We start from the raw sequence: 17,780 nt of genomic DNA, 5'->3' as shown, positions 1-17,780 counted from the left end.
GCTAATGTCTGGAGCATTGATGCTGGACATCGCCGGTCTGAGTCTGACAGCAGAAGATAAAGTGTTGTTGCAGCATCCTCAGGTGGGCGGTCTTATTCTGTTTAGTCGTAATTATCAATCACCACAACAACTGGCCGCGCTGGTACGCGATATTCGTGCTTGCGCGCCGCAGATATTGATTGCCGTTGATCAAGAGGGCGGACGGGTGCAGCGCTTTCGAGATGGGTTTACCCGTCTGCCACCGATGGCGGTATTGGGGACGTTGTATCAGGATGATCCTGTGCAGGGTTGCGAGGCTGCCGCTCAGTTAGGTTGGCTGATGGCGGCTGAGCTCATCGGTTATGGTATTGATATTAGCTTTGCGCCAGTGTTGGATCTTAACTTTGGGGTGAGTCAGGTCATTGGTGATCGCGCATTCTCAGCTCAGCCGGAAGCGGTGACTGAGTTGGCAGGCGCATTCATTCAAGGGATGCATGATGCGGGGATGGCTGCCACCGGGAAGCATTTTCCCGGGCATGGCGGGGTCGTTGCAGATTCGCATCATCAGATTCCTATCGATGAGCGATCGCCGGCAGAGATTGAAGCGCAAGATCTGCTTCCCTTTGTCGGTTTGATGCAGCAAGGCTTGGCGGCGGTGATGCCCGCACATGTGATTTATCGTCAGTTTGATGATCGTCCAGCGGGTTTTTCACCTTACTGGATTGCTCAGAAACTGCGCCGTGAAATGGGCTTCGATGGCGTTGTTTTCAGTGATGATCTGACGATGGAAGGTGCCAGTGTGGCCGGTAGTTTTGAGGCGCGGGCAGAGCAGGCGCTTGAGGCGGGCTGCGATATGTTGTTAGTGTGTAATAACCGTGCGGCAGCATTGCAGGTGTTGACTTACCTAGAAACGATTGCTCACTCAGGATCGCCCCGTATTGAGCGAATGTCTGCCAGCCGTCAGTACAGTATTGATAAGATTCGTCGTACGGCACAGTGGCAACAGGCCGTGAACTTGGCCAATCAGTTAACCGATATTCATTAAGCGCTTGGGAGGGATACGATGCAGCAACAGCTTGCAGAGATTTTTACGCAATTAGGTTTGGTCGGCTATAAGGATGCTTGGATCTTTCAAGTGTTCTTGGTGGTTTTTATGACCATGTTGCTCAACTTTATCTCGAATAGGTTATTTCATCGATTGGAAGGTCAGTTAGCTAAGACGCGAAATGTTTGGGATGATATTTTGTTGCACGCGGCTCGTCGTCCTATTGCATTGTTGATCTGGGTGTTGGGTTTGAGTTTGGCGTTTGAGTTGACGGATCCGGAAACCGGCTCGGTGTTGGTTAAGTTGATCGAGCCGTTGCGACGCGGCTTGGTGATTGTGATGATGGCCTGGTTCTTGATTCGCTTTATCCGGCAAGCTGAAGGCGTGTTGGTCAGTAAAGAGAAAGTCAAAAACCCGATGGACGAGACCACGGTTGGTGCATTGGGTAAGCTGTTGCGGTTGTCGATTATTATCACCACGGTGCTGGTGGTACTGCAAACCTTTGGTTACAGTATTTCCGGTGTATTGGCATTCGGTGGTATCGGTGGTTTAGCCGTGGGTTTTGCGGCCAAGGATCTGCTGGCGAACTTCTTTGGTGGTTTGATGATCTACTTGGATCGCCCCTTTAAGGTGGGTGACTGGGTACGTTCGCCCGATAGAGAGATTGAGGGTACCGTCGAAGATATTGGTTGGCGTCTGACCTGTATTCGAACATTCGATAAGCGGCCGCTCTATGTGCCGAATGCGACCTTTGCGAGTATTTCGTTAGAGAATCCATCGCGCATGAGTAATCGTCGTATTTATGAAAAAATTGGTCTGCGTTACGAAGATTCGGCGCTAATTAATGGGGTTATCGATGATGTGCGGAACATGCTGATCAATCATCCCGAGATTGATAGTCGGCAAACATTGATCGTTAATCTGAATAGCTTTGCACCTTATTCGTTGGAGTTTTTTGTTTATACCTTTACTAAGACGACTAACTGGGTGCGTTTTCATGAAATTAAACAGGATGTCATGGGGCGAATTATCGCGATCGTGCATGAACATGGCGCTGATTTCGCCTTTCCTACTCAGACGCTTCATCTCGAAGAGGCTGAGTCTCAATCGTTGCTTGATCATGCGAATTTGCGTGACTAAATGCTATGTTAATTTTGCCCGACTGGGCGCTGGAGATATGTGTGACTGCTGAACAGAGTGGGCAAGAGAAAATATTAGAATGTGATGCAGAGCAGCGCTTCGATTATTTGATTAGTCGGGTGGTTGAGACGGGAGAGCTTTGGATTCTGACGGATGAGCAGGGTAGTGTGATGCTCAATACCGATGATGAAGATTGTGTGCCGGTCTGGCCAGATCAGGCCTTTGCTGAGCAGTGGGCAACGGGAGAGTGGTCTGAGTGTGAGGCCATGCCGATTACACTGAAGCAGTGGAATTATCGCTGGACACCGGGTCTTGAAGAGGATGGCTTTGCGGTGATTGTTTTCCCATTAGTGGCCGATGGCGAGGATGAGAATGGTTTAGTCGTTTGGCCTGAAGAGTTGGATATGATGTTGACGCGCGAGGTGAAGCGTTCACGCAAGCAATCATCCTAAAGCTTGCATTAGGAAGCTTGCATTAGGCAGCTTGCGCTAGCCGAAGGCTGATGATGCGAGTGATCGAGGCATAAAAAAACGGAGCTAAAACTCCGTTTTTTTATGCCTCGATCATGCTTATTTGAAAGAGTGAGGATTATGGGTTGGCGCGAGTGATTCTAACCAGGATGCCAAATAGCGGGTGATCGATGTAGTGAAGTTCATCACGGGGCATGCGTCGTGCAGACTTCATTTCCACGGTCAGAAAGTCGGGTATTGTGGTTTGAGTTAAGTAGCGATTACCGTTACTGCTATCGGTTGTCAGTGTCGAGCTCGCCGAGCTAGCAGTTGTCGTGACGGGTGCCGCCGTTGCTGATTGGCCTGGTTTTAATAATAGTTGTGCATCGCTTGGGCTTAATCGGCGGCTGTGAAATAGGTCATTGCGGAAATGCAGATAGCGGCCTTTATCGATAGAGATATAGCCATCTAATTCATATAAGCCGTTATCGAGAATGTCTCCGCCATTGATTCTGAGGCGATACTGATTTTTGATTCCGCTGATCGGTTGTATCCACGCTTCATGAAAGAGAACGCGATACAGGGAACTGCGTCTCAGGCTGGCCTGTTTGGCGCTGAGTGACAGTGATGATTTTGGTAAGCGTGTAAAAAAACCGTTTTGTTGATTCGCTTGATAATATCCTAATGCCCGGCTGGGCAGTTGAGGAATGCTATCGATTGGCGGCCAGACCTCATCATTGAGTGTAGCGGAGGTTTGTTGGCTGAAAATCAGTAGTTCAACCTTGTAGTTGCTGGTGTCGGCCTGAACTGTTGAGATATTTAACAGTATCAATGTCAACGCCATGATGATCCCTGAAGCGAGCTTGGTCATTATTAATTCCCGGTCAATTGCTGCAGTAGCTGTTCTACTGCTTTAAATCGCTGTTCTATCTTATCTGTCTTGATGACGAACTTCAGCTGACTAGCACCGCCAAACTGAAATTTTTGGGGGGCTTGCTGTACCAGTTGTACTAGCGTGAAGGGATCGACGGCGGTATCGGTATCAAAATCGATGCGTCCCCCTTGTTCTCCTGCATCAATTTTACAGATACCCAGTTGTTCAGCCTGCAGTTTCAGGCTTGTTTGACGAAATAGATGTTTGGTTTGTTCTGGGAGTATGCCAAAACGGTCAATCATTTCGATTTGTAGTTCTTTTAATTCTGTTTCGTTTTTGCCATTGGCGATGCGCTTGTACATGATCAAGCGATTGTGCACATCGGGTAGGTATTCATCGGGAATCAATGCTGGCACGCGCAGATTGATCTCGACACCCTGTTTTAATGGCGTATCAAGGTTGGGGGTTTTGCCCTCGCGAATGGCCTCCACGGCTTGTTCTAGCATCTCCATATAGAGCGAGAAGCCAATATTTTGAATCTGTCCGCTCTGACCTTCACCTAACAAGTCGCCGGTGCCTCTGATTTCCATATCGTGGGTGGCGAGGGTAAAGCCTGCGCCAAGCTCATCGGCGTTGGCAATGGCATCTAAGCGCTTGGCAGCATCGGCGCTCATCGCTTTCGGGTGCGGCGTCATCAGGTAGGCGTAAGCCTGATGGTGAGAGCGACCCACGCGGCCCCGTAGTTGATGTAATTGTGCTAAGCCGAACTTGTCGGCTCGATCAATAATGATTGTATTCGCATTAGGGACATCGATACCGGTTTCGATAATGGTGGTACATACCAGTACATTAAAGCGTTTATGGTAAAAGTCGGACATGACTTGTTCGAGTTCGCGTTCAGGCATTTGCCCATGGCCGATGCCAACCCTAGCTTCGGGAATGAGTTCGCTGATTTCTGCGGCGGTTTGTTCGATGTCTTTGACTTCATTGTGCAGATAGTAAACCTGTCCACCGCGTAATAATTCACGCAGGATCGCCTCTTTTTTTAAGGCTTTATCGGTTTGTCGAACAAAGGTTTTGACCGACAGTCGACGTGCCGGTGGGGTGGCGATAATCGATAGATCGCGGATGCCGGACATCGCCATATTGAGTGTGCGTGGTATCGGGGTGGCAGTCAGAGTGAGGATGTCAACCTCGGAGCGCAATGACTTGAGGCGCTCTTTTTGCTGCACGCCGAAACGGTGTTCTTCATCGATAATTAGTAGACCGAGATCGCTGAATTTAATATCGCCTTGTAGCAGCTTGTGAGTGCCAATCACGATATCTGTTTTACCTTGCAGTAAGGATTCAATCACGGCATTGCTTTGCTTGCCTGAGCGAAATCGAGAGATGAGTTCGACATTGACGGGCCAGTCGGCGAAGCGATCGCGGAAGTTTTCATAGTGTTGTTGTGCAAGTAGCGTTGTCGGTACGAGTATCGCTACCTGCTTATTGCTTTGAATGGCGATGAAGGCGGCCCGCATCGCCACTTCGGTTTTACCAAAACCCACATCGCCACAGATCAGGCGATCCATTGGTTGCTGTGATTGCATATCTTTAATAACGGCTCGAATGGCATTCGCTTGATCGGCAGTCTCCTCAAAGGGAAAGGCGGCACTAAAGCTAGCGTAATGCTCGTCAGGCGAGGCGAACTGATGGCCGCGACGTGCGGCACGGCGAGCATAAATGTCGAGGAGTTCTGCGGCGGTATCACGCACTTTTTCCGCTGCTTTACGACGTGCTTTGCTCCATTGTTCGGTGCCTAGGCGATGCAGTGGCGCTAGTTCATCACCCGCGCCGGAGTATCGGCTAATTAGATGTAATGAGGTGACGGGCACATAGAGGTTGGCTTCGTTAGCATATTCAAGCTTGAGGAATTCTGAGGTTTGTGAGTCGAGTTCTAGTGTTACCAGTCCGCGATAGCGACCGACCCCGTGATCGATATGAACAACGGGCGCACCGATGTTTAGCTCGGTCAGGTTTTTGATGATTTGTTCGGATTGTTCTTGTTCTTTCGAGCGCCGGCGACGTTGAAAAACCTGATGACCAAATAACTGCGTTTCGGTGATTAGGTGAAATTTACCGGGAGCGCTGAGGCCATTTTCCAGTGGGAAAATGCAGATACTGATAGGGTAGCCAGCGGCAAAAAACTGTTGCAGATTGTCGACTTGATGAGGCTTTATATCGATTCGAGCGAGTAATTCAATCAGCGCTTCTCGTCGCCCTGCGGATTCAGCGCAGAGTAAGACTTTATCTTGCGTCTGAGAGAGAAAGCGTTCGAGCGCTTCAAGTGGTTTGGCTGCTTGAGCATTCACCGTGAGATCTGCCGGTGCGGTAAGGTCGAGGTTATAACGGCCTGCAGCGGCTTTTGCCTGAGTTTTATGGGCTTGTAATTGGACTCGTTGCCGTGTTTTGAGGATACCGAAAAGCTCGGTAGTCGGTAGGAAAAGTTGTTCGGGTGGCAGAATTGGGCGTTCGATATCATAGCGCCGTTCTTCGTGACGTTCCTGAACATCGCTCCAGAACTGTTTGCAGTGATCTTCGAGATCTGTATCGGCCAAAATAAGCACGTTTTCTGGCAGATAATCGAATAAGGTTGCGCAGCGATCGAAGAATAAAGGTAAGTAATATTCGATGCCTGGCGGCGTCATGCCATCATTGATATCTTGATACACTGAGCAGCGTTTATAGTCGACATCGAAGGTTTCTCGCCAGCGTTGCTTAAAATGGCTGATAGCGGCGTCATCGAGGGGGAATTCTTTTGCAGGTAGTACGCGAATGTTGTCGACTTGCTCGATTGAACGCTGTGATTCTGGATCGAAGCTGCGTAGCGTGTCGACCTCATCATCGAATAGCTCTATTCGATAGGGGACGGTGCTACCCATGGGGTAAATATCAATGATGGAGCCGCGAATAGCGAATTCACCATGTTCATAGACTGTTTCGGTGAGGTGGTAGCCGGCATCGGTGAGTTTAAGGCGCATTTCATCGAGTTTGAATGCTTGCCCCTGATCGAGGATGAGGGCGTTGCCATCGAGAAAATTTTGCGGCGCCACACGGTGCATTAGCGTGCTGGCTGGAATAATCAATACACCATGTTGTAGCTGAGGTAGTCGGAACAGCGTATTCAGCCGTGCTGAAATAATATCCTGATGGGGCGAAAAGCTATCGTAGGGAAGTGTTTCCCAGTCGGAGAACACCATGCATTCCAAGCGATTATTACTGTAAAAGGCGATTTCAGACTCAAGTCGTGTGGCGCTGTCGCTATCATTGGTGATGCAGAGTATCAAGCCGGCATGTTGTTGCGCAATTTCGCTGCTCAGCAGGCCGCGAGCACTGCCTGAAAGGTTACCTATTCTGCGGATATCGCCGCTGGACTGAGGTAATTGATATTCTTCTTTAAACACTTAAGACAAGCTCCGTAAGCTGAAAGCCGGCGGTATATCGCCGTGATGCAGAATAAAGGATACTGCTGAACTGGCTGCATATCTTACGGCGCGCGGGGCAAAAGTACACCCTGTAAAGCGCAATATCTAACGCCTTTTTGTCGATCAAATCGCGCCTCATTAAGCCTGATTTTTTTATCTTGGGTGGTTTTTTTGCTTGGTAGTGGTTTATATAACGCTAAAGTGTAGTGTTTCCGATTTGCTCATAGGGGGGTAAAAGAGGATAATCCGCTCCAGCAAAATTGACTGCTATTAAGACTACTACCTTTTTGGAGTGAGCCGTGAGCCAAGATAAAGTGTTAGCTGACTGGAAAGGTCGCGAAGCATTAGCTGAAGAGATGATCCCTCTCGTTGGGCGTCTGTATCGTGACAAGCATGTTGAGACGTCTGTGTATGGTCGTCTTATTGTTAAGCGTTCTGTTATCGATGTGATCAAAGCACATCGCTTTGTACGTCAGCTTGAAGAGCAGGAATTGTCAGTTTATGACACCTATCCTGTATTGAAAGCGTTGGATAATATCGATGTTAAACGTGCCCACGTGGATATCGGTAAATTAGCCGTTAAATTCCGTGAACAAACCAATGGTGAATCCATTGAAAACTTTTTAGCGACAGAGCTTGCTCCGGCAATTGATGGTGAAGCGTCTGAACCTACTGATGTCGTGTTGTACGGTTTTGGTCGTATCGGTCGCTTGTTAGCACGGTTATTGATTGAGCGTACTGGTGGCGGTCAGTCTCTGCGTTTACGGGCGATTGTTGTGCGTAAAGGTAAAGCGGCTAACGATCTGGAAAAGCGTGCTAGCTTGCTCCGTCGTGATTCTGTTCACGGGTCTTTCCGTGGCACGATTCAGGTTGATCAAGAAGAACAAGCGATCATCGCGAACGGTAACCTGATCAAGGTTATTTATTCTGATGGTCCTGATCAGGTTGATTACACACAGTACGGTATCGATAACGCATTGGTATTGGATAACACTGGTATCTGGCGTGATGAAGCCGGCTTATCGCTGCATCTGAAATCAAAAGGGGTTGCTAAGGTTGCTCTGACGGCGCCCGGTAAAGGTATTAAAAATATTGTCATGGGTGTTAACCATGGTGATATCGAAGACAGCGATAAGATTCTATCGGCGGCTTCTTGTACTACCAATGCTATCTCGCCTGTGTTGAAAGCGATTGATGCTAAGTATGGCGTGACGAATGGTCATGTTGAAACCGTGCATGCCTATACTAATGATCAGAACCTGATTGATAACTATCATAAAGGCGATCGTCGTGGTCGTGCGGCCGGTCTTAATATGGTTATTACCGAAACCGGTGCGGCGAAAGCAGTATCTAAAGCACTGCCGCAGTTGGAAGGTAAGTTGACGGGTAATGCTATCCGTGTGCCTACACCGAATGTATCGATGGCCATTCTAAATCTGAACTTGGATACGGCGACGGATAAAGAAGAGTTGAACGCTTATCTGCGCGATATGGCGTTACATTCGCCACTGCAGAAGCAGATCGATTATAGTAACTCACCTGAGGCGGTGTCATCTGATTTCGTCGGCTCACGTGCAGCGGGTGTGGTTGATGCGTTGGCGACGATTGCTGAAGGTAACCGTTGTGTGTTGTATGTTTGGTATGACAATGAATTCGGTTATAGCAGTCAGGTGATTCGTATGGCGCAGCGTATGGCGAAGTGCACATTGCCGGCGTTCCCTAAAGCAAAGGTGTAATGCAACTTTAGGTTAATAAAAACCGCTCTAACAGGCGGTTTTTTATCGATTTTTTATTTATATTCTTTTTTGTTATATGGTTATATTATAAAGTTCTGCAATTGTTTTGCTAATAACGACCTAAAAGGACGCTTTAATGGTCGCTCTTGTAGAAAAATTACCTGCTGATCTTTATACTTAACCGGTTTTTAGGTTGGGGTTGCCCCGTCCGTTGTAGGGTTATTGCTTTGGTTTGCGACATCAGGGGACAGTGTTGCAGAGTCGGAGGCATAGTGCTCTGCAGGATGGGACCCTGAAAAATTATAATAGAGATTGGGTGAGGCGGATGATCAAGATCAAACAGGGTCTGGATCTACCTATAGCAGGCGCACCAGAACAGACTGTTTCGGCAGCTGTTGAGGTTAAGTCTGTCGCCGTGATCGGCTTCGATTATCCAGGCATGAAGCCTACGATGCGGGTCAAGGTGGGAGATCGAGTAAAACTCGGTCAAGTGATCTTTTCCGATAAGAAAACGGAAGGTGTTGATTTTACAGCACCAGCTGCGGGTGTGATTAAAGAGATCAACCGTGGTGATAGACGTGTTCTGCAATCGGTTGTTGTTGAAATTGATGGCAACGAAGCGGAGCAATTCGCAAAATATGAACCCGCTCAGTTGTCGTCACTGACGGCTGAACAAGTGCAGGAGAACCTGGTTAAATCGGGTGCTTGGACTGCATTGCGGACACGTCCATATAGCAAAGTTCCAGTGCCAGGCACGCAGCCTGCATCGATCTTTGTGACAGCGATAGATACTAATCCTCTGGCAGCCAATCCTGAAGTTGTGGTTGCCGAGCAGAAGCAGGCGTTCATCAACGGTTTGACCGTGTTGACTCGTCTGACTGAGGGTAAGGTGTTTTTGTGTAAAGCGGCGGGTGCCGATTTACCCACGGCTGAGGGTGTGACGGTTGAAGAGTTCGCTGGGGTGCATCCAGCGGGTAACGCAGGGACTCATATCCATTTCTTGGATCCTGTCTCGGCGGCTAAAACCGTGTGGACAATCGGCTATCAAGATGTGATTGCCTTTGGTCAGCTGTTTACCACCGGTGAACTTTACACCGATCGTGTGGTAGCCGTTGGTGGTCCTCAGGTGAGTAAGCCAACGTTGCTGCGTACCCGTATGGGGGCAAATCTTGATGAGCTACTGGCGGGCCGTACTGAAGGGTCACATAATCGAGTCATCAGTGGTTCGGTTTGGAATGGCCGTCATGCGGCTGGGCCGTTGGGTTATCTGACGCGCTATGCAACTCAGGTATCGGTGCTGGAAGAGGGTGATCAGCGTGAACTGTTTGGCTGGATTGTACCCGGTACGAATAAGTTCTCTGTGCTGAACTTGTTTGCTTCTGCATTTAATCGGTCTAAGAAGTTTAACTTCAGCACCACGACAAATGGTTCTGAGCGAGCCATGGTGCCTGTGGGTCAGTTCGAAGGACTGATGCCATTGGATATTCTTCCTACGCAGTTATTGCGTGCTCTGGTCACGGGTGATGTTGTTCATGCGATGGAGCTGGGTTGTCTTGAGCTTGACGAAGAAGACCTCGCGCTATGCACATTTGCCTGCCCTGGCAAGTATGAATATGGCCAGATCCTTCGCTCCAATTTGGCGCGTATAGAGAAAGAGGCCTGATCATGAGCTTACGAAATATTCTCGATAAAATGGAGCCGCATTTCCATAAAGGCGGCAAATATGAAAATTGGTATGCGCTATATGAAGCAGCGGATACTATTTTTTATACTCCGGGTCATGTGACTAAATCGGCTGCTCACGTGCGTGATGCAGTTGATCTGAAGCGCATCATGATCCTGGTCTGGATGTGTACTTTTCCCGCCGTCTTTTTCGGTTTGTATAATGTCGGTTTTCAGGCGAATACTGCCATGGCAGCGATGGGTATCACTGAACCATCAAGCTGGCAGGGTGGTCTAGCGGCACTATTTACCGGTTTTAATCCCGATAGTCTGTGGGATAACATCATTCACGGTGCAATGTATTGGCTGCCGATCTACCTGACAACCTTCGTTGTCGGTGGTTTCTGGGAAGTCTTGTTTGCCATGAAGCGTGGTCATGAAGTTAACGAAGGTTTCTTTGTAACATCGATACTGTTTGCCCTGATTTTGCCGCCAACGATTCCGTTGTGGCAGGTGGCGCTCGGTATTACCTTCGGTGTGGTCATTGGTAAGGAAGTCTTCGGTGGAACCGGTAAAAACTTCCTTAACCCGGCATTGACTGGTCGTGCGTTCCTGTTCTTTGCTTACCCTGCGCAGATGTCAGGCGATGCAATATGGACTGCGGTTGATGGCTTCTCTGGGGCGACTCCGTTAGGGCTGGCTGCGGCCGGTGGCGTTGATGCGATCCTGGCACAAAACATCACTTGGTTTGATGCCTTTATAGGTAACATTCAAGGTTCTGTCGGTGAGGTATCAACCTTGGCGATTGCATTGGGTGGCTTAGTCTTGTTGTTTGCTAAGGTGGCTGCATGGCGAATCGTTGCGGGTGTGTTCTTAGGAATGACCGTGATGGCTACGCTATTGAATCTGATTGGTTCTGAGACCAATGCCATGTTTTCGCTACCATTTTACTGGCATATGGTGCTGGGTGGCTTCGCGTTCGGTATGTTCTTTATGGCAACCGATCCGATATCAGCGTCTATGACCAATACAGGTAAGTGGTACTTCGGTGCTTTGATTGGGGTGATGGTTGTGCTGATCCGTGTTGTTAACCCAGCGTTCCCAGAGGGAATGATGTTAGCAATTCTGTTCGGTAATCTGTTTGCACCACTGATCGATAACTTTGTCGTGCAGGCGAACATCAAACGGAGGGCGATGCGACATGTCAGCAAGTAAAGATTCTATCGGTAGAACACTTACCGTGGCTGTTTTGTTGTGCGTGGTCTGCTCTGTGGTTGTATCTGCAGCAGCGGTGCTATTGAAACCAAAGCAGGTTGCCAATAAAAACCTGGACCGACAAACCAATATTCTGGCTGCGGCTGGGATATCGACTGCCGGTAAGGATGTACAGGCGTTATTCGATGAGCTTATCGAAAAGCGTTTTGTTGATCTGCGTAGCGGTAAATACACAGATATCGCCGATCCAGCACGCTATGATGCGACTAAAGCGGCGAAAGAAGCGGATACTGGGATTCAATTGAGTCGCGATATCGATACGGCTTCGATCAAGGTGCAGGCGAAAGTGATGCCTGTGTATCTGGTGAAAAGCGATACGCCTGAGGGCTTCGATAAGATGATTCTGCCGGTGCACGGTTATGGTCTCTGGTCGACGCTGTATGGCTTTCTCGCGCTGGAGTCCGATCTCAACACCGTGGTTGGTTTAGGCTTCTACTCTCATGCAGAAACGCCAGGATTGGGTGGTGAAGTTGATAACCCGAACTGGAAAGCGCTATGGCCGGGTAAGCAGGTATATCGCGACGACTCTATGACGCCAGCGTTAGGGCTGATTAAAGGCAATGTCGATCCAGCTTCTGCGAATGCGAAGTATCAGATTGATGGTCTTTCCGGTGCGACGCTAACTAGCCGTGGTGTGACTAACCTGGTTCATTTCTGGATGGGTGAGAATGGTTATGCACCATTTCTATCAAATCTGAAAGCAGGGGGGGCGTAAATCATGTCTCAAGTTAAGGATGTCCTATTAGGACCTATTTTTAACAACAACCCGATTGGGCTGCAGATTCTGGGTATTTGTTCCGCACTGGCGGTAACATCAAACCTAGGTACTGCGTGTGTCATGGCATTGGCTGTAACGGTCGTTACCGCCTTTTCCAACATGTTCATCTCGATTATTCGTAATCAGATACCCGGTAGTATTCGGATCATTTGTCAGATGGCCATCATCGCCTCATTGGTTATTGTGGTCGATCAGATTCTGAAAGCTTATGCTTATGAAATTTCTAAGCAGCTATCAGTGTTTGTTGGTTTGATCATTACCAACTGTATTGTAATGGGTCGTGCTGAAGCCTTCGCTATGAAGAACCCACCAGGGATCTCTTTCTTGGATGGTATCGGTAATGGCTTAGGCTACGGTGTTGTCCTGCTGTTTGTCGGCTTTATTCGTGAGCTACTCGGTGCGGGTAAGTTGTTCGGTATTGAAGTATTACCGTTGATTACTGATGGTGGATGGTATCAGGCTAACGGCTTACTGCTGTTGCCACCGAGCGCGTTCTTTATTATCGGCATCTTCATTTGGTTAGTGCGTACCTTTAAGAAAGATCAGGTCGAAGCGCCAGAGTTTGTGTTGGCTAAGAACACTCAGAAGGAGGCTGTGTAATGGAACAGTATATCAGCCTTGCGGTTAAGGCGATCTTTGTTGAAAACATGGCGCTGGCCTTCTTCTTGGGTATGTGCACCTTTCTGGCAATCTCAAAGAAGGTTCAGACAGCGATTGGTTTGGGTATTGCGGTTATCGTTGTATTGGCGATTACCACCCCCATCAATAACCTGATCTATAATCTGTTGCTGCGAGAAGGAGCACTGGCTTGGGCCGGTTACCCTGAAGTTGATCTCAGCTTTTTGGGTTATATCTCTTATATCGGCGTTATCGCAGCGATTGTGCAGATTCTTGAGATGTTCCTCGATAAGTATGTGCCAGCACTGTACAACGCGTTGGGTGTATTCCTGCCGCTGATTACTGTGAACTGTGCCATCATGGGTGCTGCACTGTTCATGGTCGAGCGTGACTATACTTTCGGTGAGTCGGTTGTTTATGGTACGGGTGCGGGTGTTGGTTGGGCGTTGGCAATTGCTACGCTGGCCGGTATTCGTGAAAAACTTAAATACAGCGACGTGCCAGAAGGTTTGCGTGGCCTAGGTATCACCTTCATTACTGTTGGTTTGATGTCTCTGGGTTTCATGTCTTTTTCCGGCGTGCAGCTGTAATTGCTGTCGCATGATCAACTAAAGAAGGATTAAGCTAATGAATGCAGAAATCGTTCTCGGCGTTGTCATGTTTACCGCAGTGGTGCTTGCACTGGTCGCGGTAATTCTGGCAGCCCGTTCTAAATTAGTAAGCAGTGGGGATGTGACGATCTCCATTAATGATGATCCGGATAAGAGCATTACGGTGCCTGCCGGTGATAAGCTGCTACAAACACTGTCTAATGTCGGTATCTTCGTACCTTCAGCTTGCGGTGGTGGTGGTACTTGCGCTCAGTGTAAGTGTCAGGTGTTGGAAGGCGGTGGTTCTATGCTGCCAACCGAAGAATCGCACTTCACCATGCGCGAAGCGAAAGAAGGCTGGCGCTTGTCATGTCAGGTGGCTGTTAAGCAAGACCTGAAAATTGAACTCGAAGAAGAGATCTTCGGTGTCAAGAAGTGGGAGTGTACGGTTGAGTCTAACCCTAACGTAGCGACGTTCATTAAAGAGCTAACACTGCGTTTACCTGAGGGTGAGAATGTAGACTTCCGCGCCGGTGGTTATGTGCAGCTTGAATGTCCTCCGCATGAAGTCCATTACAAGGATTTCGATGTTGAAGAGGAATACCGAGGTGATTGGGATAAGTTTGATCAATGGCGCTTTGTCTCGAAGGTGGATGAAACCACTATCCGGGCTTACTCCATGGCAAACTATCCAGAAGAGCGTGGTGTGGTTAAATTCAACATCCGCATCGCTTCTCCGCCACCGGGGACTGATGTGCCTCCAGGCAAGATGTCTTCGTATGTGTTCAGCTTAAAGCCGGGTGATAAAATTTCTGTTTATGGGCCATTTGGTGAGTTCTTTGCCAAAGAAACCGATAATGAAATGGTCTTCATCGGTGGTGGTGCAGGTATGGCGCCTATGCGCTCGCATATCTTTGATCAGCTGAAGCGTTTGCACTCTAAGCGTAAGATCTCTTTCTGGTATGGTGCACGCTCGCTACGAGAATGCTTCTACAACGAAGAGTACGATAAGCTTCAGGAAGAAAATGAAAACTTTAACTGGCACCTAGCACTGTCTGATCCGCAGCCTGAAGATAATTGGGAAGGTAAAACCGGTTTCATTCATAATGTGTTGTATGAAAACTATCTGAAGGATCATGATGCACCTGAAGATTGTGAGTATTACATGTGTGGGCCACCGATGATGAACGCTGCTGTAATCCAAATGTTGGTTGATTTGGGTGTTGAGCGTGAAAACATCTTCCTCGATGACTTTGGTGGCTAAAGAGTAGATGTCAGATATCACCAAATGTAGTATTAAACGGCCAGCAGCGTTGCTGCTGGCCGCTTTGTTTGTGTTCGCCTTATTGGCAGGATGCAGTCGGCAGCCTCAGATTGTTAGTCATCAAGGCTCAACAATGGGGACGACGTTTACAATCAAGTGGGTCTCTGCGGATGCATCGCTCGATGCAACATTACCCGCAAAAATCGATCAGCTGTTGATCGATATCAATCACAGTATGTCTACCTATCAGAATGATTCAGAGTTGAGTCGCATCAATCAGATGCCGGCCGGTGAGTCGGTGATGTTGTCTGAGGGTTTGACGCAAGTTTTACAACAGGCTTTAGAGATTAGTCATACATCTGACGGAGCATTTGATGTGACCGTTGGACCCTTGGTTAATCTGTGGGGCTTTGGTCCAGAGGGGCGTATTATTAAGGCGCCTGATGCCGCCGATATTCAGGCGTTACGTCAGCGAGTCGGTTATCATCATTTAACGCTAACAGAACGGCAATTGACCCGTGATCGGGATGTTTATATTGATCTGTCTGCTATCGCTAAAGGGTATGGGGTTGATCAAGTGGCTGAGTTACTTGAGACGGCGGGTGTTAGTGCTTATCTCGTTGAAATCGGTGGTGAATTGCGCGCCAAAGGTAACAAACCCGATGGTAGTCATTGGAAAATAGCCGTCGAAGCCCCTGTTACCGCTGAGCGTGTTGTTCAGCGGATAATAAAAGTGAATAATGTTGGTATTGCCACGTCCGGTGATTACCGGAATTATTTTGAGGAAAACGGCGTGCGTTTTTCTCATACGCTTAATCCTGTTACCGGTAAGCCGATTAGCCATAAGCTCGCGTCAGTCACAGTATTAGCGCGTGATTGTGCGACGGCTGATGGTTTGGCAACCGCGATGATGGTCTTGGGGCCAGAAAAGGCCGAAGCGTATGCCGAGCAGCAGGGTGTTGAAGCGCTAATGATCATCAAGTCTGATATAGGTTTTAGAGAAATAATGACACCGGGTTTTAGCGACTACTTGGTGGAATGAGGAGATATTATGAGTACTATGATTTTGACGTTTATCGTGTTGTTAATGGTGGTGGCGGGCATGTCGGTCGGCGTATTAATGGGTCGTAAGCCTATCGCGGGTTCTTGTGGTGGTCTGGCCGCCGTTGGTATCGATCAAGAGTGCTCTATTTGTGGCGGTAACCCAAGCAAGTGTGAAGAAGAGCAGGATAAGCAGAGCCGTAAGGAAGAGCTATTGGCGTTGGCGTACGATGCCAAATCTGAACGTTAATTGAGTCTCTAGTTGAGTATTTCTGCTAGGTGTTTTTATCTATAGATGGATGCATCTAGTCCTAGTTTGGTTTCAATCTTAATAAATATAGAAAAGTTAGCTGATAACAGGGGAAGGTAATGGCTGTTTATGACTACGATGTCATTGTAATTGGATCGGGTCCCGCGGGAGAAGGTGCTGCGATGAACGCGGCAAAGAAGGGGCGTCGTGTTGCTGTTATTGAGACTCAAAATTCTGTGGGTGGTAATTGCACTCATAAAGGCACGATCCCATCTAAAGCACTGCGTCACTCTGTAAAGCAGATTATAGAGTTTAATACCAACCCCATGTTTCGCGATATTGGCGAGCCGCGCTGGTTTTCTTTTCCTAAAGTACTTAATCGTGCTGAGAAGGTTATCTCTAATCAAGTCATGATGCGGACTAACTTTTACGCTCGCAATCGTATCGATCTTTTTTTCGGTCTGGCGGAATTTGTTGATCAAAATACTGTTTTGGTTTCGGGTACGGTGAAAGGTGATGAGACACTGCGGGCCAAAAACATTATTATTGCGACCGGTTCTCGGCCGTATAAACCGGATAATATCGACTTTAAGCATCCGCGTATTTATAACAGCGATACCGTATTGACCCTGAGTCATACGCCGCGCACATTGATTATCTATGGTGCGGGTGTTATCGGTTCTGAATATGCTTCTATCTTCAGTGGCTTAGGTGTCAAAGTCGATCTGATTGATTCAATGGATCGCCTATTATCGTTTTTGGATGCTGAAATTTCAGACTCTCTCAGTTATCACCTACGTAATAACGCGGTTAAAATCCGTCATAACGAAGTGTATGAGACGGTAGTCGCCGATGAGCGTGGTGTTACCCTAACGCTCAAATCGGGCAAAATGATCCGCGCGGATGCATTCCTTTGGTGTAATGGCCGTAGCGGTAATACCGATACCTTGAAGCTGGAAAATATTGGCCTTGAAGCGAACGGTCGTGGTCAGATTGAGGTTGATGAGCATTACCGCACCAAGGCTGAAGGTATTTATGCCTGTGGTGATGTTATCGGTTGGCCGGCGCTGGCATCGGCGGCGTTGGATCAGGGGCGTGCAGCCTCCTCGGATATGTTGAATGCGGATGATTTCCGCTATATCAATGACGTGCCAACGGGGATTTATACCATTCCCGAAATCAGCTCAATTGGTAAAACCGAAGAGCAGTTGACCGATGAGTGTGTGCCTTATGAAGTGGGTCAGGCTTTCTTTAAAGATACGGCGCGGGCGCAGATTTCCGGTGAGCCGGTGGGCATGCTAAAAATTCTCTTTAACCGAGAGACTTTAGCGATCTTAGGAATCCACTGTTTTGGCGATCAGGCTTCTGAGATCGTGCACATTGGTCAGGCGATTATGAATCAAAAGGGTGAGGCGAATAGCATTAACTATTTCGTTAATACCACGTTTAACTATCCAACAATGGCTGAAGCTTACCGAGTGGCGGCGATTGCGGGTTTAAATCGTATTTCGAATCTTTGAGATTAATTGGTATTTCAAAAACCGTCATTGAGGCGGTTTAATAACGGGGTTCTCCTTGCTTCCTTAGGTGGTCAAGCCAATCGGGAGAGCCT

At 48.2% G+C, this 17,780-nt stretch carries 15 protein-coding genes; 13 read left to right on the top strand and 2 right to left on the bottom strand.

The window, feature by feature from the left end; translation table 11 throughout:
• The first annotated feature begins 4 nt into the window (after nt 1-4).
• Genes nagZ through Q4488_RS03820 form a run of 3 tightly spaced genes read left to right on the top strand, consistent with a single transcriptional unit; the run spans nt 5 to nt 2,616 of the window.
• Nucleotides 5-1,024: a beta-N-acetylhexosaminidase gene (nagZ, locus tag Q4488_RS03830; protein WP_303579138.1), complete on the top strand. Its 1,020-nt coding sequence runs from the start codon at nt 5-7 to the stop codon at nt 1,022-1,024.
• An 18-nt stretch (nt 1,025-1,042) separates the two neighbouring features.
• Nucleotides 1,043-2,164 (top strand): mechanosensitive ion channel family protein, encoded by a 1,122-nt coding sequence (locus Q4488_RS03825; RefSeq protein ID WP_303579137.1) that lies wholly within the window; start codon nt 1,043-1,045, stop codon nt 2,162-2,164.
• Between the two features lie 41 nt (nt 2,165-2,205).
• Nucleotides 2,206-2,616 carry a DUF2750 domain-containing protein gene (locus tag Q4488_RS03820; RefSeq protein WP_303579136.1) on the top strand — a complete coding sequence of 137 codons (411 nt, stop codon included), beginning with the start codon at nt 2,206-2,208 and terminating at the stop codon, nt 2,614-2,616.
• A gap of 136 nt (nt 2,617-2,752) precedes the next feature.
• Here Q4488_RS03820 and Q4488_RS03815 read toward each other — a convergent pair whose 3' ends face one another.
• Together Q4488_RS03815 and mfd are read right to left on the bottom strand one after the other, a co-directional pair.
• The gene (locus tag Q4488_RS03815; RefSeq protein WP_303579134.1) at nt 2,753-3,484 is read right to left on the bottom strand and encodes a CsiV family protein; all 732 of its coding nucleotides are present in this window, start codon (nt 3,482-3,484) and stop codon (nt 2,753-2,755) included.
• 2 nt (nt 3,485-3,486) lie between these two features.
• A complete protein-coding gene (mfd, locus tag Q4488_RS03810; RefSeq protein ID WP_303579133.1) occupies nt 3,487-6,933 on the bottom strand; it encodes a transcription-repair coupling factor in 3,447 nt (1,148 codons plus the stop codon).
• Between the two features lie 320 nt (nt 6,934-7,253).
• Between mfd and Q4488_RS03805 the strand changes: the two genes are divergently transcribed.
• From Q4488_RS03805 to sthA, 10 genes are all read left to right on the top strand, one after another.
• Nucleotides 7,254-8,690 carry a glyceraldehyde-3-phosphate dehydrogenase gene (locus Q4488_RS03805; RefSeq protein WP_303579132.1) on the top strand — a complete coding sequence of 479 codons (1,437 nt, stop codon included), beginning with the start codon at nt 7,254-7,256 and terminating at the stop codon, nt 8,688-8,690.
• 325 nt (nt 8,691-9,015) lie between these two features.
• A complete protein-coding gene (locus tag Q4488_RS03800; RefSeq protein WP_303579131.1) occupies nt 9,016-10,353 on the top strand; it encodes a Na(+)-translocating NADH-quinone reductase subunit A in 1,338 nt (445 codons plus the stop codon).
• A 2-nt stretch (nt 10,354-10,355) separates the two neighbouring features.
• Complete coding sequence (locus Q4488_RS03795; protein ID WP_303579130.1) at nt 10,356-11,567, top strand: NADH:ubiquinone reductase (Na(+)-transporting) subunit B; 1,212 nt, start codon at nt 10,356-10,358, stop codon at nt 11,565-11,567.
• Complete coding sequence (locus tag Q4488_RS03790; protein WP_303579129.1) at nt 11,554-12,342, top strand: Na(+)-translocating NADH-quinone reductase subunit C; 789 nt, start codon at nt 11,554-11,556, stop codon at nt 12,340-12,342. Before Q4488_RS03795 ends, Q4488_RS03790 begins: the two co-directional genes overlap by 14 nt.
• Nucleotides 12,343-12,345: 3 nt before the next feature.
• Nucleotides 12,346-13,005, top strand: a complete 660-nt coding sequence (locus Q4488_RS03785; protein ID WP_303579128.1) for an NADH:ubiquinone reductase (Na(+)-transporting) subunit D — start codon at nt 12,346-12,348, stop codon at nt 13,003-13,005.
• Nucleotides 13,005-13,613, top strand: coding sequence for an NADH:ubiquinone reductase (Na(+)-transporting) subunit E (gene nqrE / locus Q4488_RS03780; RefSeq protein ID WP_303579127.1), 609 nt, complete (start codon nt 13,005-13,007; stop codon nt 13,611-13,613). The genes Q4488_RS03785 and nqrE overlap by 1 nt, the downstream gene beginning before the upstream one ends.
• Before the next feature lie 37 nt (nt 13,614-13,650).
• Complete coding sequence (nqrF, locus tag Q4488_RS03775; protein WP_303579126.1) at nt 13,651-14,877, top strand: NADH:ubiquinone reductase (Na(+)-transporting) subunit F; 1,227 nt, start codon at nt 13,651-13,653, stop codon at nt 14,875-14,877.
• A 7-nt stretch (nt 14,878-14,884) separates the two neighbouring features.
• On the top strand, nt 14,885-15,919 hold the full coding sequence (locus tag Q4488_RS03770; protein ID WP_303579125.1) for an FAD:protein FMN transferase: 1,035 nt from the start codon (nt 14,885-14,887) through the stop codon (nt 15,917-15,919).
• A gap of 9 nt (nt 15,920-15,928) precedes the next feature.
• Nucleotides 15,929-16,168 (top strand): (Na+)-NQR maturation NqrM, encoded by a 240-nt coding sequence (gene nqrM, locus Q4488_RS03765; RefSeq protein WP_303579124.1) that lies wholly within the window; start codon nt 15,929-15,931, stop codon nt 16,166-16,168.
• A 119-nt stretch (nt 16,169-16,287) separates the two neighbouring features.
• Nucleotides 16,288-17,688 carry a Si-specific NAD(P)(+) transhydrogenase gene (sthA, locus tag Q4488_RS03760; protein WP_303579123.1) on the top strand — a complete coding sequence of 467 codons (1,401 nt, stop codon included), beginning with the start codon at nt 16,288-16,290 and terminating at the stop codon, nt 17,686-17,688.
• Nucleotides 17,689-17,780: the final 92 nt, after the last annotated feature.

It is taken from the genome of Amphritea sp. 1_MG-2023 (assembly GCF_030547545.1).
GTDB lineage: Bacteria > Pseudomonadota > Gammaproteobacteria > Pseudomonadales > Balneatricaceae > Amphritea.
The sequence above is the reverse complement of the archived record's forward strand: the minus strand, read 5'-3'. Positions and strand labels throughout refer to the sequence as shown.

What these genes read in the sequence shown, in the direction of transcription:
- Q4488_RS03795 (WP_303579130.1), top strand. Translation starts at nt 10,356, where the DNA reads ATGAGCTTACGAAATATTCTCGATAAAATGGAGCCGCATTTCCATAAA.
- nagZ (WP_303579138.1), top strand. Translation starts at nt 5, where the DNA reads ATGTCTGGAGCATTGATGCTGGACATCGCCGGTCTGAGTCTGACAGCA.
- Q4488_RS03770 (WP_303579125.1), top strand. Translation starts at nt 14,885, where the DNA reads ATGTCAGATATCACCAAATGTAGTATTAAACGGCCAGCAGCGTTGCTG.
- Q4488_RS03815 (WP_303579134.1), bottom strand. Translation starts at nt 3,484, where the DNA reads ATGACCAAGCTCGCTTCAGGGATCATCATGGCGTTGACATTGATACTG.
- nqrE (WP_303579127.1), top strand. Translation starts at nt 13,005, where the DNA reads ATGGAACAGTATATCAGCCTTGCGGTTAAGGCGATCTTTGTTGAAAAC.
- sthA (WP_303579123.1), top strand. Translation starts at nt 16,288, where the DNA reads ATGGCTGTTTATGACTACGATGTCATTGTAATTGGATCGGGTCCCGCG.
- Q4488_RS03790 (WP_303579129.1), top strand. Translation starts at nt 11,554, where the DNA reads ATGTCAGCAAGTAAAGATTCTATCGGTAGAACACTTACCGTGGCTGTT.
- Q4488_RS03785 (WP_303579128.1), top strand. Translation starts at nt 12,346, where the DNA reads ATGTCTCAAGTTAAGGATGTCCTATTAGGACCTATTTTTAACAACAAC.
- nqrF (WP_303579126.1), top strand. Translation starts at nt 13,651, where the DNA reads ATGAATGCAGAAATCGTTCTCGGCGTTGTCATGTTTACCGCAGTGGTG.
- Q4488_RS03825 (WP_303579137.1), top strand. Translation starts at nt 1,043, where the DNA reads ATGCAGCAACAGCTTGCAGAGATTTTTACGCAATTAGGTTTGGTCGGC.
- nqrM (WP_303579124.1), top strand. Translation starts at nt 15,929, where the DNA reads ATGAGTACTATGATTTTGACGTTTATCGTGTTGTTAATGGTGGTGGCG.
- Q4488_RS03800 (WP_303579131.1), top strand. Translation starts at nt 9,016, where the DNA reads ATGATCAAGATCAAACAGGGTCTGGATCTACCTATAGCAGGCGCACCA.